The organism is Nocardia concava NBRC 100430 (assembly GCF_000308815.1).
Classification (GTDB): domain Bacteria; phylum Actinomycetota; class Actinomycetes; order Mycobacteriales; family Mycobacteriaceae; genus Nocardia; species Nocardia concava.
Map to the genome: position 1 here is coordinate 1 of NZ_BAFX01000067.1, position 20035 is coordinate 20035.

Here is a 20035-nt window from a genome sequence, read left to right on the forward strand (position 1 = left end):
AGCGCGGATTCGCCGTGCCAGCCGCCGCCCGCCGTGACCTGCCAGTTGTGGTACAGCGCGGCGTTCGTGCCGACGTACACGACTTCGAGCCGACCGTCGGCATTCTGGACCGCCGTGACCTGCTGGGCCAGCCCGCCGAGCGCGACCTCACCCTTCCAGCCGCCATTGGGCGCGGTCTGCCAATTATGATAGAGCGCGTTGTTGGTGCCGACATAGACCACCTCGAGTCGGCCGTCGCTGTTCCGGACCGCGGCAACTTGTTTGGCCGAGCCACCCAGGGCGGTTTCCCCCTTCCAACCGCCGCCCGCGGTGACCTGCCAGTTGTGATACAGCACGTCATTGGTGCCGACGTAGACGACTTCGAGTCGTCCGTCGGCGTTTTGGACCGCCGTGACCTGCTTGGCGGAGCCGCCGAACGCGACTTCGCCGTGCCAGCCGCTATTGGGCGCGGTCTGCCAATTGTGATAGAGCGCGTTGTTGGTGCCGACGTAGACGACTTCGAGTCTGCCGTCGCTGTTCTGGACCGCGGCGACCTGCTTGCCGAACCCGCCGAGCGCGGATTCGCCCTTCCAGCCGCCGCCCGCTACGACCTGCCAGTTGTGAAACAGTTGATTGCTCATGGGTTTCGATTCCTCCCCTGATGAACCCGAGCACCGGCCAACCCCCGGCTCCAAGCATGAATCGGAGCGCCGCCGAAGGCACCGGTGCCGTGCCACTGAGTGGCACGGCAATGTCGCGGGGATCTGCGGGCGGCCTTGTTACGCTGTGACCACTGCTGATTCGGGGGGAATCATGGTTGATGATCACTCTGTGGTCGGGCGCGCGGTCGAGATTCTCGATGTCGTCACACGGGCCGCCGCACCCGTTTCCCTGGCGACGCTCACCCGCCGCACCGGGATGCCGAAATCCACCGTCCGGCGCATTGCCGACGACCTGGTGTCGCGGCGCATGCTGGCCAGCGCGCCGGAGGGCTATCTGCCCGGCATGCGATTGGTCCGGCAGGGCATGAACGCGGCGGTGCACCTGGGCCTGGTCACCACGGTACAGCCGTACCTGCAGGAACTGCATCTGCGATCGCGCGGCGAACTGGCCTGGTACGCGACCCTCGCCGACGGTGAATTGACCCTTGCCGGAACGGTTTTCGGCCAGGAGTACGGTGCGGTGGTCGCCGCCTCCAAGTGGCCGACGCTCGCCGCCCTCGGCACCAGCATCGTGCTCACCGCGGCGGGCAGATTACAGGTCGCCCACCACCCCGATCAGGCCGAACGCGTACTGGACCGCGGCTGCCGCCCGCTGACCAGATACTCGATCACCGACCCGGCCCGGCTGCGCGGCCTGCTGAGCCAAGCCCGCGACACCGGCCTGGCCACCGAGGCGGAACAGGTCCTGGAAGGCTGGAGTTGCTCGGCCGCCGTGATCCGCGACGCCACCGGCGCCATGGCGGGCGCGATCGGCGTCATCGGCCGCAATGCCGACAACGCCCGCTCCGTCGCGCCCCACGTATCGCGCCTGAGCCGCCAATTGGAAGCCGAATCCCGCACCCGCCAATCCCGAGCCGACGCCTCCCGCGAATGGTGGTTCGGATAACGCGCGCGCCGCCGGGAAAGATCTACAAGTGAGTTTGCTTCTGAGGGGGAGTCGATGATCAACGGCAAACAGGAGAATGTCCCGCGCGAGGAGTCCGAAGTGGTGCAACCACTGACCATCAACTCACTCTTCGCGCCCACCGACAACCACGACCGCACCACCATCATGGAAATCTTCATCATCGGAATGCTCGTACTGGCAATGCTGCTGGTGGCCTGCATCCTGGTGCTGAGCCTCACCGGCCACGACCCGGCCGCAGTCGCCGCGCCCTTGACCGCAGTGATCGCCGGTCTGCTGGGCTTCTTCGCCACCTCGCCGAACGAGCGCAAGCACTGAGTGCGGTTTGGTGAAAGTCCGGTCGTCGACCGGACTTTCACCCTGGGCGCTAGACCGTGAAGCTGGTGACGCCCTCGACGACCCGGGTCAGCTGCTCTTCGGTGAGGCCCGGCCACAGGGGGAGGCGGACCAGGGTTGAGGAGAATTCGGCGCTGCGGACGCAGGGGTACGGGGTGCGGCCGAGTTTCAGGCCGGCGGGGGAGGAGTCCAGGGGGATGTAGTGGAACGGGGCCACGATTCCGAGTGCGGACAGGTGGGCGATGAGGTCGTCGCGGCGGTGTTCGGTGGGGACGCGGAGGTAGTAGAGGTGTGCGGTGTGTTCGCGGTCGGCGGGGACCTGCATGAGGCGAACGTCGTTGCGGGCGGCCCATTCCGGGAGCGCGGCCGCGTAGGTGTTCCATACGCGGTGCCGGTTGGCCTGGATGGTGTCGAATTCCGCTAGCTGTGCGTCGAGGACGGCGGCGTTCAATTCGCTTGGCAGATACGAGGATCCGATGTCCTGCCAGGAGTACTTGTCCACCGCGCCGCGCAGGAACCGGGCCCGGTCGGTGCCCTTCTCGCGAATGATTTCCGCACGCGCCATGAGGATTTCGTCGGTGAGCAGCACCGCGCCGCCCTCACCGCAGTGCACGTTCTTGGTGTCGTGGAACGACAGCGCGCCGACCGTGCCGATACTGCCCAGCGGGCGACCCCGGTAGTAGCCGCCGAGTCCGTGCGCGTTGTCCTCGATGATGGCGAAGCCGTGCGAATCCGCCAGCCGCTGCAGGCCTTCCATATCGGCGGCCACACCGCCGTAGTGGATGACCATGACGGCCTTGGTGCGCGGCGTGATGACTTGCGCCACGGACTCCGGATCCAGATTGCCGGTCGCCAGGTCGATGTCGGCGAACACCACGGTCGCGCCGCGCAGCGCCATGGCCGTCGCGCTGGAGGTGAACGCGAAACTCGGCACGATGACCTCGTCGTCGGGCCCGAGTTCCAGTAGCAGCCCGGCCATTTCGAGCGCGTGCGTGCACGAGGTGGTGATCAGCGCGTGCGGGGCGCCGGTGATGTCGCGCAGCTTCGCGGTGGCCGCCGCGGTGAACGGGCCGTCGCCGTGGCTGTGGTCCGAGGACAGCACCGCCTCCACATTCGGCAGTTCGCGCGCCGCGCGGAAGGGACGGCTGAAGATGATGCGGTCACTGCTCACGCGCGTGGTTCCCCCTCGCTGCCGGTTCGTATCGAGTGTCGTCGTCTTGGCTATCGTGGCGGCCGAGCTCACGCGGCCGCGGGGTCGGCGTCTGCACCGTCAGGTACAGCGGCTTGCCGACCAGAACATGCAGTGCCACACCGAGGTATTCGGCGATCAGCCCGAGCGAGAACAGCACCGCGCCCGAGCACAGCAGCAGCACCGTCATCAGCGACGCCCAGCCCTCGGGATCCCGGCCGCTGTTGGTGAGCGCGTGGTAGACCACCCATCCCGCCATGCCGAGCCCGCCCAGCGCCAGCGTCACCCCGAGCATGCTCACCAGCCGCAGCCCGCGAGTTCCGCTGCACAGCACCATCTTCCAGAACAGCGAGAACAGCCGCCGGTAGTTGTATCCGGACTCCTCGCGGCCCTCGGCGCGCAACTGCACCGGCACCTGCGCCACATCGCCCACCACCCAGGTGAGCGCCACATCGAGATACACGCCGTTGGAGGCGACCTGCGCCAGCTGCCGCGCGATATCGCCGCGGATCAGCCGGTAGCTCTCGAACCGGGTCGAATCGGGGAAGGCGAACACGGTCGCCAGCACGATCTTCGCGCCGCGCGAGGTGATATTGCGCAGGAACCCGTGCGGGCGGGTGTTGACCGGCTTGGAGTAGACCAGATCGGCGCGCTGGGCCAGGGCCGCGTCCAGGAAGTCGGCGATGAAGGCCGGGTCGTGCTGCCCGTCCTCATCCATGGTGACCGTCCAGTCGCCCCGGGCCTCGGCCATGCCCGCGATGGTCGCCGCGTCCTGACCGTAGTTACGGCTCAGCCACACCACCCGCACCTGCGGGTAGGTCGCGGCCAGCTCCTGCAGCACCACATCGGAGCGGTCGGGTCCGTGATCGTGCACCAGCACGATCTCGTCGACCCGGAAGGAGGCGCCGGCCGGGGTGGTCACCGGCTCGCCGAGCTTGTCCAGCTCGCCGACCAGCGAGGCGATGGTCTCCTCGCCGCGGTACACCGGTACCACGACGGAGACCGCGTGCACCCGCGCCGACCCCTCGGGGCCGGGGGTCACGTTCGGGTCGCTCGCGTAGGTGCGTGAGGACGGAATCGGCATCAGCTGAATGTACTTTCGATGACGGAGAGTGCCGGAACTCCACACCGCAAATCGGAGCCCGAGCCGCGCTGAACTCTAACACGCTGCTCGGTGCGGCATTCGGTGCGAAGCGTCCACATGCAGCCCATCATTCCCCATGTCCCTCATGCGCAACGGACCGGCGTAAGTGCCATCGACACCACCGCCCTGTAGGGTCTGGAACTCGTGGTGGAGAGCTCAGTTTCCAAGGTGGTCGGGGCCACCGAATCCGGGCGGGACGACAGCGCGGCGGCAGTGGACGACAGTGCGACCGCGGTGCCGGACCGCTCGGCGACCGACCCGGACCCGCGCCCGGCGACCGACCCGGACCCGCGCCCGGCGAACGGCGCGGATCGCCGCGAGGTGTACCGCTGGGGTCTGATCACCGCGCTCGGCGTCGCCTTCGGCTACCTGGCCGTCATTCTGGCCAACCCCCGCCACTTCTTCACCGACGACACCGAATCCCAGTACTCCGGCCTGTGGGTGTTCTTCGGCCGCGCCTTCCGCGACGGCCACTTCCCGCTGCTGATTCCCGAGCAGTGGATGACGGGCAACTACACCAATGAGGAAGCGGGACTGTTCAACCCGCCGCAGCTGCTGATCGATCTGATCGCGCCCTCGGTGCCCAATCTCGTGGTGTACGCGAGCATCGTGAAGCTGATCTTCGCGATCATCACCGGGCTCGGCGTGTACCGGGTGTGCCTGGTCTACGGTGCGCGCCCGCAGTGGGCGGCGGTCGCGGGCGTGGCCATGCCGTTCACCGGATTCTTCCTGTTCTTCGACGAGGCCAGCTGGTTCACCGCCATGGCGGGCACGGCGTGGATGATCCACGCGTGGGCGTCCTCGGAGCGCTACCTGCGCGGGCAGGGCGGGCCGATCCCGGTCTTCGTCTATCTGTATCTGGCGATCTCGGTGCAGTACGTGTTCCCGGCCGTCGAGGCCGTGCTGATGCTGCTCGCGGTGGCCGTGGGGTATCTGGTGTGCCAGGGCGGCGCGCTGCGGACGCGGCCGCGTGAAGTCTTCGCTCCGCTGCTGCGCTTGATCGCCGCCGCGGTGTCCGCGGGCCTGGCTGGTCTGCTGACCTTCCTGCCGTCGATGCTGTCGGCGCAGGTGACCGCGCGCGGCAATTCGCAGATCAACAACGATCAGTTCCTGACGGTGCCGTGGTCGGAATCGCTGAACCCCAGCCTGCCGACCACCATGCCCGCCTTCACCTCCTGGTGGGGCTACATCCAGCCGCTGCCGATGACCTACATCGCCTGGTTCCTGATCCCGGCGCTGGCGTTCGTGGATTGGAAAGCGGCGCAGCGACACTGGAAGCAGTTCGTCGCCATCGCCCTGTTCGCGCTGATGGCCCTGATGTGGACCGCCGGACCGGGCACGGTCGGCCCGCTGCGCTGGCCCGCCCGCGTGCTGCCCATGCTGGCGCTGGGGCTGCTGGTGTTGGTGTGCGTGCTGCTGGGCCGCTTCGGCACGCTGCGCGACCGCAAGAAGCGGGTTATCGCGGCGCTGGTGCTGGTGTTGGCGCTGTGGGTGCGGACCTTCTCCGCCGACCCGCACGATGTGCTCTGGCATCTGGGTTCCGCGGCCGTGGTGATCGCGCTCGGGTTCGGCGTGGTGTGGCTGGGCCGCACTCGCGGGGTCTCGGCGGCCACCGCGCTGGTGATCGCGGCCATGGTGCCGATCGCCTGGTTCCAGGTGTGGTGGGTGCAACCCACGCCGATGTCATGGAATCTGCCTGCCAACCGCAGTGAAGCGATGGCCGAATTCCCGAAGTTCGAGGACGGCACCACGCTTCAGCTCGCCAACCGCGGACTGCTGCAGCCCGCCGACAAGAGCCTGGACGGCGCGTACGGGTCGCTGGTGTGGGGCAACTACGCCAAGCACCTGGAACGCGATGGCTACGTGAACGGGTACACGCCCAACGGCTACTTCTACTTCATGCAGATGCTGTGCATGGAATGGGATTCCAGCGTGTGCCCCGACTCCTACCGGCGACTGTTCGCGCCCGAACCCACCACCGGGCGCACGCTGGCCGATCTGATGCTCATCGACCGAGTCGTGTTGCAGAAGGCCCTGTTCCCCGACGCGGGCAACCAACCTGCCCCGGAGGGTTGGCATTTCGTGAATGTACCCAGCGTGGACGCGCCCGGTCACGAGAAGTACATCTGGGTGCTCGAACGCGACGGCGGACCCATCTCGACCGTGAACGGCCGCATCGGCGATGCCCACGACGTCACCGCCACCTCGATCTCGGAGACCGACGACACCAGCAAGGTGCGGGTGTCCTCGGAGACCGGCGGGCGGATCACCTTCGCGCGCCTGGCCTGGCCCGGCTACCGCGTCACCCTCGACGGCAAGACCATCCCGTTCCACACGGTGTCGAAAGTCTTCGTCGCCGTGGACATTCCGGCCGGCACCCACAACGCCGAACTGGAGCTGACGTGGCGGCCGCCGGGCTGGAAGATCGGAATCGGCGCCGCCGGAGCCGGACTGGTCGGCATCGGGGTGTTGCAGTGGCTGTACGTCCGCTCGCGCCGCCGCGGCCAGGACGCGCCGGTGGCCGAACAGCTCGACGGCGATCCGGATCGCCAACTGGTGGGCACGGCCAAGTGACCGACGCGCACCACCCGCTGGCCGAGGTCCCGCCCGTGAATACAGGTAACGCGCCTGGCGATTCCCAGCACGCGCCCGGAGACCCCGGGGGCGCGCCTGTCGATCCTCGGAGCGCGTCCGGCAATCCGGAGAGCGCGCCGGCGGGACCGCTGCTGCGGCTGGTGCGCCGCCAGGAGATCGCCTTCGCGCTGGTCGGCGGCTTCAACACGCTCATGGGCATGGTGCTGACCATCTTCTGGCTCACCGTGCTCGGCGACTCGGTGTCCAAGGACGTGGCCGCCGCGCTATCCGTGGCGCTGGCCTACGCGGTCGGCATGGTGATCGCCTTCGTCCTGCACCGCACCTTGGTATTCCGGGTCCGCGGCCACGTCCTGCGCGACTTCATCGCCTTCTGCGGCGTGAACGCCGTCGGCATGGTCCTGAACATGGTCCTGCTGCAGCTGGCCGTGTCCCTCCTGCACGCCCCCGCCAAGCCCGCCGCGGTTGTCGTGATGGGCCTGGTAGCGGTGGCCAGCTTCTTCGGTCACCGCCACATCTCCTTCCGCCGCCCCACCGATTCCCCGCCCGCCGATCCGGCCCGGTAGGTTGTCGGACATGTCGGAGGAAACCCTGGACGCCACCCTGCTGAGCCTGCTCGCCTGCCCCCAGGACAAGGGCCCTTTGCAGCTCGCCCACACCGCCACCGGTGACACCGTGCTCTACAACCCCCGCCTCCACCGCGCCTACCCCGTGGACAACGGCATCCCCGTCCTCCTCGTAGACGAGGCCGTAGACGTCTCCGACGAAGACCACACCTTCTTCCTCACCCAGGGCTGATTCCCAACGGCCGCACGGCTTTCCGTGCCTGGCCGCCCACCCCGGGAATCCCTATGGTTCCCGGGTCCCTGTTCGTGACGGCGCTCGCGATCACGACGGCTGCCACCGGGTAGGGGTCAGTTCTCCAGGGGGAGGTCGCCGGTGAAGTAGCGCTGGAGGGTGGGGCCGATGGTGGTGGCCAGTTCTTCGACGGACATGGAGGCGATGGGGTCCAGGCGGAGGATTTTGCGGGTGAGGAGGAGGCCGCCGAGTTGGGAGGCGGCGAGGGCTGCGCGTTTTGCGCCGGTGCCGGGGGGTGAGTCGACTCGGGGGCGGAGTTCCTTGAGGACTATGTCCAGGAGGAAGGTTCGGGCCAGGGCGGGGTCGTCGCTGGCGAGGAGACTGCGGAAGGCGGCGATGGTGGGGACGCCGATTTCGGAGTCCCAGATGGCGACTACCGTGCGGATTATGGTCTCGCCCAGTTGTTCTACGGGGACTTCTCGGAAGCGGGCGAGGATATCGGTGGGGTCGACGGGGAGTTTCAGTGCGGCGGCGAACAATTCGTGTTTGGTGCCGAAATAGTGGTGCACCAGGGCGGGATCCACGCCCGCCGCCGTCGCGATGGAGCGGATCGACGCCTTGTCGAACCCGACCGCGGCGAATCGCGTGCGGGCGGCGTCCAGGATGGCCTCCTTGGTGCCGGAGTTGCCTGGACGCCGCCCGCTGCGGCCGTTGCCTGCTGTCACGCCGTGCGCCGACGTAGGGTGGCCGCGCCCAAACCCAGTGCGACGGCGGCGAATACGGCCACGATGAGGATGTCGCGCCACATCTGGCCGGTGGCGCCGGTGTGGACGGAGACCTGTTGGAGGGCGTCGACGGCGTAGCTGAGGGGCAGCACATTGCTGATCGCTTCGAGCCAGCCGGGGAGTTGGCCGCGCGGAACCAGCAGGCCGCACAGGAAGAATTGCGGCAGCACGATCACGGGCATGAACTGTACGGCCTGGAACTCGGTGCGCGCGAACGCGCTTGCCAGCAGGCCCAGGGCGACACCGAGGACGGCGTCCACCACCGCGATCAACACGACCAGCCCCGGGCTACCGGATGCCTTCAAACCCAGCAGCCAGAACGCCACCAGGCACGCCAGCCCGGCCTGCACCATGGCGGCGATCGAGAACGCCGTCCCGTACCCGGCCAGCAGGTCCAGTTTGGCGAGCGGCGTGGTCATGAGCCGCTCGAGCGTGCCCGAAACCCGTTCGCGCTGCATGGCGATGGCGGTGATGAGGAACATGACCACGAACGGCAGGATGCCGAGCATGGTGATGCCGATCCGATCGAACAGGCGCGGCTGATGCGGCAGGGTCGGATAGTTCTTGTACACGAAGTACAGCAGCGTCATCAGCAGCGCGGGCACCAGCACGATCATGGCGACGGTGCGGCGGTCGGCCTTGAGCTGACGCAGAATTCGCACTGTCGTGGCGGTGTAGCACTGCAGCGGCCGCGGACCGGCCGGACGTTCCTTCACCGAAAAGTTCGCGGTCACAGCTCTTCTCCCATCCGGATCAGCTTGAGGAAGGCGTTCTCCAGACTGGATTCGCCGGTGTCGGACCGCAGTTCGGTGGGGGAGAGCTGAGCGAGCAGACGGCCCTCGCGCATGAGCAGCAGCTGGTCGCAGTGCTCGGCCTCGTCCATGACGTGACTCGAAACCAATAGCGTCCGGCCCTGTTTCGCGAGCGCGGCGAACTGCTCCCACAGATCCGCCCGCAACACCGGATCGAGCCCGACGGTCGGCTCGTCCAGCACCAGCAGCTCGGGATCGGCGACCAGCGCGCACGCCAGCGAGACCCGGGTGCGCTGACCACCGGACAACTCATTGCCCCGATGATCGATATGACTGGTCAGACCAACTGCCGCCAGGGCGGTTTCGACTCCGTCGGCCGAAGCTCCGTACAGCGCACCGAAATACGCCACATTCTCGGCCACGGTCAGATCGTCATAGATGCTCGGCGCCTGCGTCACATACCCGACCCGCCGCCGCAGCCCCCGCGACCCGGCCGCCTCGCCGAGCACGCTGACCGTGCCCGATTCGATGATCTGCGTCCCGACGATGCTGCGCATGAGCGTCGTCTTCCCGCACCCCGACGGACCGAGCAGCCCGGTGATGCTGCCCCGGGGCACGGTCAGCGTGATGTCCTGCAGAACCTGATGCCCGCCGCGCCGCACTTCGAGGTGCTCGATGGCGATGGCATCGGATGTTGTCGCTGGCGCCGTCACGGTCACCCTCAATTCATCGAGTGTTGAATTCACTACGTGATGAATTGTGCGCCCGGCGGTCGCGCCTGGCAAGACCCAGCGCGTGTCGCGTTCCGGTGGGTCGGGTGAGTGGCGGAATCCGGCTGGCGGAGAACCTGACCAAACCATGACAAAGCACGCGAGCTCGGCCGGTCCGGGCGCATTTCCGGACCCGGCCGCCCAGAATCGGCCCATGCGCGTACTCCTGACCGGCGCGGCCGGATTCATCGGCTCGCACATCCACCGGGCCGCCCTCGCCGCCGGGCACGAGGTCGTGGCCGCGGACCTCATGCTCGCGGCCGCCCACGGCTCGGCCGCCGTCCCGCCGCCCGGCATCGCCCGCGTCGACGTCCGCGATCCCGACCGGCTCGACGATCTGCTGCACGGCATCGACGTGGTCTGCCATCAGGCCGCCGTCGTCGGCGCGGGCGTGAGCGCCCAGGACGCCCCCGCCTACGCCAGCCAAAACGACCTCGGCACCGCCGTCCTGCTCGCGGCCATGGAACGGGCGCACTGCCGGCACCTGGTGCTGGCCTCGTCCATGGTCGTCTACGGCGAGGGCCGCTACGTGGATTCCTCGGGCGCACCGGCGGATCCGGCCCCGCGCACCCGCCACGACCTCGACAACGGCCGCTTCGACCATCGCGGCCCCGACGGCCGCCCGCTGAGCTGGGCGCCCATCGACGAGGACGCGCCGCTGCGCCCGCGCAGCCTGTACGCCGCATCCAAAGTGGCGCAGGAGCATTACGCGCTTGCGTGGGCGTCGGCCACCGGCGGCACGGTCACCGCGCTGCGCTACCACAATGTGTACGGACCCGATATGCCCAGGGACACACCGTATTCCGGGGTCGCCGCCATCTTCCGCTCCGCGCTCGAGGCGGGTGAGGCGCCGCGCGTCTTCGAAGACGGCACCCAGGCCCGGGACTTCATTCACGTCCGCGATATCGCCGCCGCCAATGTGGCCGCCCTCGAACATCCGCTGGGCGCGTTCACGCCGCTGAACATCGCCTCGGGCAATCCCATCGCCATCGGCGAGGTGGCCGCCATTCTGGCCAAGGCGTGCGGCGGCAAGCAGCCCGTCGTCACCGGCGACTACCGCTCCGGCGACGTCCGCCACATCGTGGCCAGCCCCGAACGTGCCCGCCGTACACTGGGTTTCATCGCCGAGACCACCCCCGGCAATGGCCTGGCGGAGTTCGCCACCGCCCCGCTGCGCGCCGCCACCGCGTCGGGAGCGCCGACCTGGCGGTGAATTCGGCTGTGGCGGTGACCGGTTTGGCCGGTGGCGGCTACCAGTTCGTCAGAATCAGGTGATTGATCAGCAGCGTCCCCGCCGCCTGCACGACCAGCCAGAACCGTGCGCTGTGGCGGGGGAGTAGTGCGGTCGCGGCCAGCACCCACACATCGAACGGCAGCCAGATGCGTTCGGTCTCGGCCTTGCTCAGCCCGCTGATATCCGCGATCACGATGGCGGCGATCCCGGCCGCCGCCACCAGCGCCGCCGGATCGACATGGGATCGCCACCGCCGCAACCACTCTCGCACCGGGCTCAGTGGGAGCAGTTCCAGCTCGATCAGCACCCGGCAACCCGCCGCCGCCGTGGCCAGCCCCACCGCGCACACCGTCGCGGCGAGATCGCCCCACACCCAGTACGAATAGGGCCGCGTGCTGGCGATGCCCTGGTAGTAGCGCTCCACCACGAGGTGGTAGCCGGTGAGCCACCAGAACCCGCTCGCGGCGAAGACGGCGACCACGGCCAGCGCCCCGGCGAGCGCGGGCAGGGCGGGCCGGAACGAGCGCGCCAGCAGCACGGCGGCGGCCGGAACCGCCAGCAGCACAAGGCCGTAACTCAGGAACAGCGTTAACCCGAACAGCAGCCCGGACGCGACGGCGGCGAGCATCCACCCCTGGCCCAACCGCGTGGCCAGCGCCAGCAGCGCCACCGCCCACGCCCCCACCCCCGCGAACAACCCGTCGGCCGACACCGCGATCCAGATGACCGCGGGCATCAAGGCCAGGAAAGGCGTTGCGGCCCGGGCCCGATGCTCCGACCCGAGCGCCCGGATGGCGAACGGCACCGCCGCCGCGGCGCTGGTCCCCACCAGCAAGCACAGCAGCCCCGCCCACGCGCCCCCACCCAGCCCGATCCGGTCCAGCAGCACGAACACCAGCAGCGCGCCCGGCGGATGCCCGGACACGTGCGTGGTCCACGAATCAGGCTGGAAATCCAGGATGCGCCCGGAGAATCCGCGCAGCATGGCCCCGATGTCGTGCACCCCGCCGACCTCGTGCAGGTACTCGTCACGGGTGGTGAGCCGGCCCGCGAACCCGCGCTGCCAGCCGTCCACCATGGCCAGCGCGAACGCCCACGCGGCCGCGGTCGCCCAGGTCGTCACCAGCAGCCGTCCCCACGAGAGTCGCTGGGAGAGCGCCGGGCCGAAGCGCACCACCGCCGCCGCGAGCGCGATCGCCGGAATCGTGCCCCACCCGACATGCGGCAGCCAGCCGCCGAAGATCGGTGCGGCCCCGGCGTAGAGCTTGTCCCGCCAGGGTTTGCCCTCGATTCGCGGAACCAGGAAGGCCGCGAGCACGAGCAGGAAGGCCGCGAGCGCGCAGTAGCCGTCGACGCGGGTGGAGACGTAGCGCGCGACCCTCGTCGCGGAAGCGTTCGCCATGCCGCAAACCCTAGGCCCCGGAGACCGCCGGAACTGTCCGGATCCCGATTTCGCCTGCTCTTGTCATACTTTCGTCATGCGTGTCCCGGGGTCGAAACACGCTGGTAGGCCTTACGGTCGAGGCCATGACCGAGTGGGACTCCGAACCCGGGGTCACGGTGGTGATCCCCTGCCGCGACGAGGCCGAGGCCTTGCCGGGCGTACTGTCAGCAATTCCGATGGGCTACCGCGTGATCGTGGTGGACAACGGCTCGACCGATGGCACCGCCGAGGTCGCCCGCGCGGCCGGCGCGACCGTGGTGACCGAATCGATCCCCGGCTACGGCAGCGCCGTGCACGCCGGAGTCGACGCCGCCCGCACCGAACTGGTCGCCGTACTGGACGGCGACGGATCGCTGGACCCCGGCGAACTACCGCGCCTGGTGGCCGAATTCGGCCCCGGCGTCGACATGGTGGTCGGCCGCCGCCGCGCCGCCGTCCCCGGCGCGCTGCCGCTGCACGCGCGAATCGGCAACTGGGCCTTCGCCTTCCGGCTACGCCGCCGCTACGGGCTGCGGGTGCACGATATCGCCGCCATGCGGGTGGCGCGCCGCGACCGGCTGCAGGCGCTCGGTCATCTGCACGCCCGCTCCGGCTATCCGCTGGCCCTGCTCACCGGCGCGGCCCGGGCGGGCTGGCTGGTGCTCGAACGAGACATCACCTACCGGCCGCGGACTCACGGCGAGTCCAAGGTGTCCGGTTCCTGGCTCGGCACCCTGCGTGCCGCCCGCGACTTCTGGAGCGTGCGATGACCACCGGCGAACCCACCGAGATCATGTTCCCGCGACCGGGCATCGACGGCCCGCTCGGCGCGGCCGACACCGTACCCGCGACCCTGCTGGTGGTGGCCAAATCGCCCATCGCCGGTTTCGCGAAGACCCGTCTGACACCGCCGTTCTCGCCGGTCGACGCCGCCTACCTGGCGGCCTGCGCCCTGCTCGACACCCTGGACGCGGTGCGCGAGAGCGGAATTCGCCACCGCGTGGTCGCCTGGACCGGGGATCTCGACCGCGCCGAGCGCTCGGTCGAACTGTCCGCCGCCCTGCGCGACGTGACGGTGGTCCCGCAGCGCGGCGACACCTTCGGCGAACGCCTCGCCAACGCCCATCTCGACGCGGCCGATTTCGGCGTCCCGGTCCTGCAGATCGGCATGGACACCCCGCAGGCCGACGCCGACCTGCTCACTCGCTCCGCCTCCCGCCTGGTCGCCACCGGCGACACCGTCCTCGGCCCCGCCACCGACGGCGGCTGGTGGGCACTCGGCCTGAGCAACCCCCGCCCGGCTCAGTTGTTGGCCGACATCCCCATGTCCACCGACCGCACCGGCGAACTCACCGAAACCGCCCTGCGCCACAGCGGCTTCCGAGTCCACGCCCTCCCCACCCTCACCGACGTAGACACCTACGCCGACGCCATCGCAGTAGCCGCCATAGCCCGCGGCCGCTTCGCCCGCACCGTCGCCGACCTGGTGACCGCGAAAACCCCTGTACCACTCTGAGATTCGACCCTTGAAAGGAGTCCTGCGGTGAAGCCCGACGAGCACACCGATGCCGCGGACGCCACGCCCGACCGCCCCACCCCCGAATCGACGACAGAGGCACCCGCTCGCCGCCCTGAAGTCGATCCACCCGGTCATCCCGGCGGCGAAGCCTCTGGTCATCCCGGCATGCTTTTGGCCGGGATCCACACCGCGGCAGTAGATTCCGGCCAAAAGCACGCCGGAATGACGGGGGAATCTCCTGGCCGGGCTGGGACCGACCTCCTGTTGCCGCCGGTACTCGCTGATCGGCTGTCGCCCGCGCGATCCACCGCGGTTGCCGCGCGAGTCGGGATCGCGCTCGGGGTCGGGATCGCGATCCTGTTCGTGACCGGGCTGATCAGTCACTTCATTCAGCATCCGCCGGACTGGTTCTGGTGGCCCGCGCATCCGGTGTGGCTGTATCGGGTCACGCAGGGGACGCATGTGACGGTCGGGGTCATGATGATTCCGTTGTTGCTGGTGAAACTGTGGTCTGTGTATCCGCGGTTCTTCCTCAAACCGTCTGTGCGGCGGGCGCTTCCGGAGTTGCTGGAGCGGGCGTCGGTGGCCGTGCTGATCGGCGCGGTGCTGTTCCAGATCGTGACGGGGCTGTTCAATACGGCGCAGTTCTATCCATGGAAGTTCTTCTTCACCACCACGCATCACGCCATGGCGTATGTGGCGTTCGGGGCGGTCGTCGTGCATCTGGCGGTGAAGCTGCCCGTTGTGCGGCAGGCACTTTCGCGGCCGGTGTCCGAGGAGCCGGAGTCGGAGGGGCAGGTTCGCTCGGGTGTCTCGCGACGGGCGCTGCTGGTCGCGGCCGGGCTGGGGACGGTTGTCGCGGGTCTGGCGGTCGCTGGGCAGTCCGTGCCGTTCCTGCGACGGGTATCAGTGCTGGCTCCGCGCAGTGGTGAAGGCCCGCAGGGTGTTCCGATCAACCGGACGGCCGCGGCCGCCGCGGTCACCGAGACCGCCCGCTCGCCGCAGTACGCCCTGGCCGTGAAAGTCGCTGGCAGGCAACGCGGTTTCTCCCGCGCCGAGCTGGAGGCCCTACCGCAATACGAGAGCGTCCTGCCCATCGCCTGCGTCGAGGGCTGGAGCGCGACCGGGCACTGGTCCGGTGTCCGCCTGCGCGACCTGCTCGCCCAGGTGGGCGGATACAGCGGCGGTGACCTGCGTTTCGACTCACTGGAGACCACCGGCATCTACGGCTCGTCGCGGCTCCCGCGCGACTTCGTCACCGATGACTCCACGCTCATCGCCCTGCGCCTCAACGGCGAGGAACTGACCCTCGATCACGGCTACCCGTGCCGCCTGATCGCGCCGAACCGCCCGGGCGTGCTGCAGACCAAATGGCTGAAGTCGATCGAGGAATTGTCATGACGATCATCCGGATCCTGTTGGGCGCGTGCGGAATCGGCCTCGCCTACTACGGTCTCGACCTGCTGCTGGAGATGAGCACCACCGATCTGAAATCGGTCGCCATGTGGTTCATCGGCGCGATCCTGGTGGAGAACCTGATCTTCGGCCCGGGAGCAGCGCTGGTGGGCTTCCTGGGCCACCGCGTCCTTCCGGCCCGCTGGTGGCCCGCCTACGCGGTGGGCGCGTTCACCAGCCTGGCCCTGATCCTGCTCGCGGTTCCGGTCATCGGCCGCGAGGGGGCCGTGCCCGGCAACGACACCATCCTGGACCGGAATTACACCGTCGGCCTGCTGATCTCGCTGGTCCTGGTGTGGGCCGGAGTCGCCGCCTACCTGCTGCTCAGCCGCGACCGGCGGTCTCCAGCAGCGGCAGCCGCACCTCGAAACGCGCACCCTCGGAACGGTTCTGGGCACTGATATCGCCGTGATGCGCCGCCACCAGACCCGCCGCGATGGCCAGGCCCATACCGCTGCTGCTGCCGAGCTCGCCCGCGCCGGGGGAGCGGGCGGAGCTGCCGCGGTAGGCGACCTCGAAGATGCGGGGGAGATCGGCTTCGGAGATGCCCGGGCCGGTGTCATCGACGCGGGTCCACGCCTGGCCGTCATCCGAACCCGCCGAGATATCGATGCGTCCGCCCGGCGGGGTGTGCGCGATGGCATTGGCGACCAGGTTGGTCAGCACCCGCCCCAGCGCCCGGTCGCTGCCCGCCACCACGATCTTGTCCTCGGGTTGGGTTGCCGCCAAGGTGATCCGGGCGCGCTCGGCGGTGGGGCGATTGGCGGCCAGCACCTCGTCGATGAGCTCGCGCAGATCCACCGGCTCCATCTCCAGCCGCAGCGCACCCGAATTGATCTTCGACATCTCGAACAGGTCGTCCACCATCGACGACAGCCGATTCGTCTCCCGCACAATCTGTTCCGCGTACCGCTGCACATCCTCGGGCCGCGACACAACCCCGTCGAGCAGCGCCTCGCCCATGGCGCGAATGCCCGCCAGCGGCGTCCGCAGATCATGGCTGACCCAGGCCACCAGTTCTCGGCGCGACCGCTCGGCCGCGCGCTCCTGCTCGAGCATCTCGCGTTCCCACACCGTGGCCCGGGCCTGTTCGCGGCCCAGCAGGATCGCCGCGGGCACGGTGACGGCGGTGACCACCGCCAAAACGGTTGCGGTGCGCTCGAATTCGGCCCCGAACATGAGCCCGCTCACCGCCACGATCCCGCACAGGGTGGCCAGCGTCGGAATCAGCACCAGCACGGCCATGCTCGTGGTCATGGCGCGATTGCGGGTGTAGCGCATCAACAACGCGCCGATCACGACTACCGGCAGCGTGCCCGCCAGCGCGTACCCGATCAAGCCGGGTGTATCAGTCGGCATTCGCCGCCTCCTCCGATGCCGGGTCGTCCGCGAGATCCGCACGGCCCCAGGCGTACCCGCGTCCCCACACCGTCTCGATCCGATGCGCGGCGCCCAGCTTGGCCCGCAGCCGCTTCACATGCACGGTGACCGTCGACAGATCACCGAAATTCCACCCCCACACCTCCGCCAGCAGCTCCTGCCGGCTGAACACCCGCCGCTGATTCGCCAGCAGAAACGCCAGCAGATCGAACTCCCGCGCGGTCAACTCCACGGGACTCCCGCCCGCCACCACCGTCCGCGCCGCCCGATTCAACTCCACCCCGTCGCCGCGCAGTACCTCCTCCACCACCGGCTGCGGATGCGTCCGCCGCAACACCGAGGCCACCCGCAGCGCCAGCTCACGAGGACTGAACGGCTTGGTCACGTAATCATCGGCCCCCGCCTGCAACCCGATCACCCGGTCATCCTCATCCCCGAGGGCCGTCAGCAAAATTATCGGCGTCTCCGGATGCGCCCCCGCCCGCACCGCCCGAGTCAAATCGATCCCATCCGGCGGCGGCATCATCACATCCAACACGGCAAGATCAATCTCGTTCTTCTCCAACACCGCAGCCGTCGAAGGCCCATCGGCGGTCTCCACCACCTCGAGCCCATCCCGCTCCAAATACCGCCGCACCACATCACGCACGACCGGATCATCATCCGCCACGAGAATCCGCATCCCCCCACCCTATTCCGCCCCACCGCCGAACCGCCTGGTCCAAGCCCTTTCCCGGATGCCGTCACAGATTTGTCACCGCCGCCCGCGTCTACGGCCGTACCGGCGGCCATACCGTCGAAACATGGACTCGGCGCGTGACAGGTCAGACCACCGCGGGTGCCTGCCCGGGTGTGCATCGGCGGTATTCGCCTCGGACCGGGCTGGATTCGATCCACGCCGCGGGTCGCGCGGCGGTCGGGCCGGTCGGTTCCGCGGGGCGTTCACGGCCCGTCGCCCGTCGAAGGCCGCACTCGGTGATGGCGGTTCGGCCGCGCGCGAACGCCTCGATCGCGTCCTGACCTGCTGCTGCGACGGCCCGACCGTCGACCTCGCGTGCGGCTCGGGCCGTTTGGCAGACCGGCTGGTCCGCCGGGGCGTGGCCGCGCTGAGCGTGGACATCTCGCCGATGGCCGTGGCCGTCACGCGATCCCGCGGCGTGCCCGCCCTGTACCGCGACATTTTCGACCGCTTGCCGGGGACCGGTCGCTGGGAATACGCGATTCTGGCCGATGGCACCGTAGGGCTGGGCGGCGATCCCGTCCGGGTGCTGCGCCGCACCCGCGAGTTGCTCGCGCGCGACGGCGTCGCCATCGTCGAATTCGCGCCGCCCGAAACTGGTTTGACCACTAACTCCGCTGCTCTGACAAATGCGCTGACCGAGGGGGCGTGCGGCCGCCGGGCACGGGCGGGCAACGACCGCAGGTCACCACCGGCGGCCGCCGCAATCGCCTCGCGAGTGCAGCCGAGCCGCCCGCCTTACTTCCCGGCGACCGAAGTGTCGGCGACGTGGGCGCGCGTCGGGATCGACCGGGCCGCCAGCCTGGCTGCCGCCGCTGACCTGAGAATCCTCACCACCGCCACTGTCTCGGGCCACGAGATCGCGTGGCTCACGCGCCCCTGACATGGCCGGGTGCGGCGGGCAGCGTCGCCAGTGTCGAATTCGCACCGCGTGGAGATGGTTTGACCACTTACCGTGCTGGTCTGTCCAGCGGTTGGGCAGTCGGGGCGTGTAGCTGGTCCCTGTTGACGAGTGATTCGCGCGGCGGGTGGGGCGGTTGGGGGTGGGCGGAATTACGATTTGCGCGTGACCAGCGATATGTCCGGGTCGGCGGCGGAGCTCGAGGCGGAGGGTGGGCAGGTTCGGGCCTCTACCCTGGAACTGTTCTTCGATCTTGTGTTCGTCTTCACCATTACGCAGTTGACGCATGTGTTCACCCATCACCCGGGCTGGCAGGAGCTGGGGGAGGTGGCGTTGATGTTCGCCATCATCTGGTGGATGTACAGCGGGTATGTGTTCCTGACCAACGAGGTCGCGCCCAATAGCTCGTCGCGGCGGACGTTTCTGCTGCTGGGGATGTTCGGGTTCTTCATCATCGCCATCTCGATTCCGCACGCGTTCGAGGGCACCGGGCTGGTGTTCGGGCTCGGCTACATCGTGGTGAGCACGATCCACACGATCATGTTCGTGACCCAGGGTGGTGCGGGCGCTCGCGGCGCGGCCCTGCGGCTCGGCCCGCTGAACGCGGTATCCGCGGGACTGGTGCTGGCGGGCGGCATTGCCGAGGGCGCGCCGCGCGGCATCCTGTGGACACTGGCCATCGCCCTGGAGATCGTCACCCCGTATCTGATCCCGTCCGACGGATTCGTGGTGCGCGCCAGCCATTTCTGCGAACGCAACGGCCTGGTGATCATCATCGCGCTCGGCGAATCCGTGGTCGCCATCGGCGCGAACCTCACGGGCGAGGAGTTGACCGTCGGCCTGATCGCGAGCGTCGCGCTCGGCCTCACCCTCGGATATGTGCTGTGGTGGGCCTACTTCGGCTTCGACGACGAACGCGGCGAACATGAACTGGCCGCGCTGCCCGCCGCGCGCCGACTCCGGCCCGCCGTGTTGGCCTACGGGTATTCGCTGTACGTCGTGGTGCTCGGCATCATCCTGACCGCCGCGGGCATCTCTATGGTCATCGCCCACGACAACCAGCCCGCGAGCAAGGCCGCGGCCCTGGCGCTTTCGGGCGGCGTGGCCCTGTTCTTCCTGGGCCAGTGCGCCTTCCGCCTGGTGCTGGGCCTGCCCCGCCCCTGGTGGCGGCTGATCGGCGCGGCCTGCGTGCTGGCCACCGCGCCGATCGGAATCGCCTGGGTGGCATGGGGACAGCTGGTGGTGCTGATCGTGGTCGCCTACGGCTTCGTCATCGCCGACGACCTGGTGCGGATCCGCGCCGGTGAGGACAGCTCTTACGTGCACCCGGAGACCTCGGCGCTCGGGCGCCGGATCGTCCGGAATCAGGACTAGCGGACCGCCCGCTGCCGACTGTCCGGCAGCGGGTCCGCG

General features: G+C 68.9%; 21 protein-coding genes. 12 read left to right on the plus strand and 9 right to left on the minus strand.

What is annotated here, in order from left to right; all coding sequences use genetic code 11:
• Positions 1 to 620 (minus strand): PLL family lectin (locus ON43_RS14125; protein WP_218003264.1); only part of this gene is annotated, 620 nt, incomplete at its 3' end.
• 172 nt (positions 621 to 792) lie between these two features.
• Between ON43_RS14125 and ON43_RS14130 the strand changes: the two genes are divergently transcribed.
• Both ON43_RS14130 and ON43_RS14135 read left to right on the plus strand, forming a co-directional pair.
• The gene (locus tag ON43_RS14130; protein ID WP_167333434.1) at positions 793 to 1587 is read left to right on the plus strand and encodes an IclR family transcriptional regulator; all 795 of its coding nucleotides are present in this window, start codon (positions 793 to 795) and stop codon (positions 1585 to 1587) included.
• Between the two features lie 54 nt (positions 1588 to 1641).
• Positions 1642 to 1923 (plus strand): hypothetical protein, encoded by a 282-nt coding sequence (locus ON43_RS14135; protein ID WP_040807698.1) that lies wholly within the window; start codon positions 1642 to 1644, stop codon positions 1921 to 1923.
• Positions 1924 to 1972: 49 nt separating this feature from the next.
• Here ON43_RS14135 and rffA read toward each other — a convergent pair whose 3' ends face one another.
• Together rffA and ON43_RS14145 are read right to left on the minus strand one after the other, a co-directional pair.
• Positions 1973 to 3112 carry a dTDP-4-amino-4,6-dideoxygalactose transaminase gene (gene rffA / locus ON43_RS14140; protein WP_040807699.1) on the minus strand — a complete coding sequence of 380 codons (1140 nt, stop codon included), beginning with the start codon at positions 3110 to 3112 and terminating at the stop codon, positions 1973 to 1975.
• Positions 3102 to 4214, minus strand: coding sequence for a glycosyltransferase (locus ON43_RS14145; protein ID WP_174416468.1), 1113 nt, complete (start codon positions 4212 to 4214; stop codon positions 3102 to 3104). The genes rffA and ON43_RS14145 overlap by 11 nt, the downstream gene beginning before the upstream one ends.
• Positions 4215 to 4595: 381 nt before the next feature.
• Between ON43_RS14145 and ON43_RS14150 the strand changes: the two genes are divergently transcribed.
• From ON43_RS14150 to ON43_RS14160, 3 genes are read left to right on the plus strand one after another with little or no spacing between them, the layout of a single operon-like run.
• Complete coding sequence (locus ON43_RS14150; protein ID WP_040807727.1) at positions 4596 to 6848, plus strand: membrane protein; 2253 nt, start codon at positions 4596 to 4598, stop codon at positions 6846 to 6848.
• Positions 6845 to 7432, plus strand: a complete 588-nt coding sequence (locus ON43_RS14155) for a GtrA family protein (RefSeq protein WP_306304966.1) — start codon at positions 6845 to 6847, stop codon at positions 7430 to 7432. Before ON43_RS14150 ends, ON43_RS14155 begins: the two co-directional genes overlap by 4 nt.
• Positions 7433 to 7442: 10 nt before the next feature.
• Positions 7443 to 7664: a Trm112 family protein gene (locus ON43_RS14160; protein ID WP_040807730.1), complete on the plus strand. Its 222-nt coding sequence runs from the start codon at positions 7443 to 7445 to the stop codon at positions 7662 to 7664.
• 116 nt (positions 7665 to 7780) lie between these two features.
• On the opposite strand, the gene ON43_RS14165 is transcribed toward ON43_RS14160, so the two are convergent.
• The 3 genes from ON43_RS14165 to ON43_RS14175 are packed head-to-tail and all read right to left on the minus strand — an operon-like array spanning position 7781 to position 9914.
• The gene (locus ON43_RS14165) at positions 7781 to 8389 is read right to left on the minus strand and encodes a TetR/AcrR family transcriptional regulator (protein WP_040807701.1); all 609 of its coding nucleotides are present in this window, start codon (positions 8387 to 8389) and stop codon (positions 7781 to 7783) included.
• Positions 8386 to 9183, minus strand: coding sequence for an ABC transporter permease (locus tag ON43_RS14170; protein WP_373283443.1), 798 nt, complete (start codon positions 9181 to 9183; stop codon positions 8386 to 8388). Before ON43_RS14170 ends, ON43_RS14165 begins: the two co-directional genes overlap by 4 nt.
• A complete protein-coding gene (locus ON43_RS14175) occupies positions 9180 to 9914 on the minus strand; it encodes an ABC transporter ATP-binding protein (protein WP_040807733.1) in 735 nt (244 codons plus the stop codon). The genes ON43_RS14170 and ON43_RS14175 overlap by 4 nt, the downstream gene beginning before the upstream one ends.
• 211 nt (positions 9915 to 10125) lie before the next feature.
• Here ON43_RS14175 and ON43_RS14180 point away from each other — a divergent pair, with 211 nt between their 5' ends.
• Complete coding sequence (locus ON43_RS14180; RefSeq protein ID WP_040807703.1) at positions 10126 to 11184, plus strand: NAD-dependent epimerase/dehydratase family protein; 1059 nt, start codon at positions 10126 to 10128, stop codon at positions 11182 to 11184.
• A 37-nt stretch (positions 11185 to 11221) separates the two neighbouring features.
• On the opposite strand, the gene ON43_RS14185 is transcribed toward ON43_RS14180, so the two are convergent.
• Positions 11222 to 12607 (minus strand): hypothetical protein, encoded by a 1386-nt coding sequence (locus ON43_RS14185; RefSeq protein WP_040807704.1) that lies wholly within the window; start codon positions 12605 to 12607, stop codon positions 11222 to 11224.
• Between the two features lie 125 nt (positions 12608 to 12732).
• On the opposite strand from ON43_RS14185, the gene ON43_RS14190 reads away from it, so the two are divergent.
• Genes ON43_RS14190 through ON43_RS14205 form a run of 4 tightly spaced genes read left to right on the plus strand, consistent with a single transcriptional unit; the run spans position 12733 to position 16003 of the window.
• Complete coding sequence (locus ON43_RS14190) at positions 12733 to 13398, plus strand: glycosyltransferase family 2 protein (protein ID WP_040807705.1); 666 nt, start codon at positions 12733 to 12735, stop codon at positions 13396 to 13398.
• A 23-nt stretch (positions 13399 to 13421) separates the two neighbouring features.
• A complete protein-coding gene (locus tag ON43_RS46780; protein WP_051178415.1) occupies positions 13422 to 14144 on the plus strand; it encodes a TIGR04282 family arsenosugar biosynthesis glycosyltransferase in 723 nt (240 codons plus the stop codon).
• Positions 14145 to 14171: 27 nt separating this feature from the next.
• Positions 14172 to 15548: a molybdopterin-dependent oxidoreductase gene (locus ON43_RS14200; protein ID WP_245568585.1), complete on the plus strand. Its 1377-nt coding sequence runs from the start codon at positions 14172 to 14174 to the stop codon at positions 15546 to 15548.
• Positions 15545 to 16003 (plus strand): hypothetical protein, encoded by a 459-nt coding sequence (locus tag ON43_RS14205; protein WP_051178411.1) that lies wholly within the window; start codon positions 15545 to 15547, stop codon positions 16001 to 16003. The genes ON43_RS14200 and ON43_RS14205 overlap by 4 nt, the downstream gene beginning before the upstream one ends.
• Here the strand turns inward: ON43_RS14205 and ON43_RS14210 are convergent.
• Complete coding sequence (locus ON43_RS14210; RefSeq protein ID WP_040807707.1) at positions 15927 to 16961, minus strand: sensor histidine kinase; 1035 nt, start codon at positions 16959 to 16961, stop codon at positions 15927 to 15929. The genes ON43_RS14205 and ON43_RS14210 overlap by 77 nt on opposite strands.
• Positions 16951 to 17664: a response regulator transcription factor gene (locus ON43_RS14215; RefSeq protein WP_040807709.1), complete on the minus strand. Its 714-nt coding sequence runs from the start codon at positions 17662 to 17664 to the stop codon at positions 16951 to 16953. The genes ON43_RS14210 and ON43_RS14215 overlap by 11 nt, the downstream gene beginning before the upstream one ends.
• Before the next feature lie 121 nt (positions 17665 to 17785).
• Between ON43_RS14215 and ON43_RS42470 the strand changes: the two genes are divergently transcribed.
• Positions 17786 to 18604, plus strand: a complete 819-nt coding sequence (locus ON43_RS42470; protein ID WP_051178412.1) for a class I SAM-dependent methyltransferase — start codon at positions 17786 to 17788, stop codon at positions 18602 to 18604.
• A 183-nt stretch (positions 18605 to 18787) separates the two neighbouring features.
• Positions 18788 to 19996, plus strand: coding sequence for a low temperature requirement protein A (locus ON43_RS14225; protein WP_245568586.1), 1209 nt, complete (start codon positions 18788 to 18790; stop codon positions 19994 to 19996).
• Positions 19997 to 20035 lie beyond the last annotated feature (39 nt).

What these genes read in the sequence shown, in the direction of transcription:
- ON43_RS14130 (WP_167333434.1), top strand. Translation starts at nt 793, where the DNA reads ATGGTTGATGATCACTCTGTGGTCGGGCGCGCGGTCGAGATTCTCGAT.
- ON43_RS14135 (WP_040807698.1), top strand. Translation starts at nt 1,642, where the DNA reads ATGATCAACGGCAAACAGGAGAATGTCCCGCGCGAGGAGTCCGAAGTG.
- ON43_RS14145 (WP_174416468.1), bottom strand. Translation starts at nt 4,214, where the DNA reads ATGCCGATTCCGTCCTCACGCACCTACGCGAGCGACCCGAACGTGACC.
- ON43_RS14160 (WP_040807730.1), top strand. Translation starts at nt 7,443, where the DNA reads ATGTCGGAGGAAACCCTGGACGCCACCCTGCTGAGCCTGCTCGCCTGC.
- ON43_RS14180 (WP_040807703.1), top strand. Translation starts at nt 10,126, where the DNA reads ATGCGCGTACTCCTGACCGGCGCGGCCGGATTCATCGGCTCGCACATC.
- ON43_RS14185 (WP_040807704.1), bottom strand. Translation starts at nt 12,607, where the DNA reads ATGGCGAACGCTTCCGCGACGAGGGTCGCGCGCTACGTCTCCACCCGC.
- ON43_RS14190 (WP_040807705.1), top strand. Translation starts at nt 12,733, where the DNA reads ATGACCGAGTGGGACTCCGAACCCGGGGTCACGGTGGTGATCCCCTGC.
- ON43_RS46780 (WP_051178415.1), top strand. Translation starts at nt 13,422, where the DNA reads ATGTTCCCGCGACCGGGCATCGACGGCCCGCTCGGCGCGGCCGACACC.
- ON43_RS14205 (WP_051178411.1), top strand. Translation starts at nt 15,545, where the DNA reads ATGACGATCATCCGGATCCTGTTGGGCGCGTGCGGAATCGGCCTCGCC.
- ON43_RS14210 (WP_040807707.1), bottom strand. Translation starts at nt 16,961, where the DNA reads ATGCCGACTGATACACCCGGCTTGATCGGGTACGCGCTGGCGGGCACG.
- ON43_RS14215 (WP_040807709.1), bottom strand. Translation starts at nt 17,664, where the DNA reads ATGCGGATTCTCGTGGCGGATGATGATCCGGTCGTGCGTGATGTGGTG.
- ON43_RS42470 (WP_051178412.1), top strand. Translation starts at nt 17,786, where the DNA reads ATGGACTCGGCGCGTGACAGGTCAGACCACCGCGGGTGCCTGCCCGGG.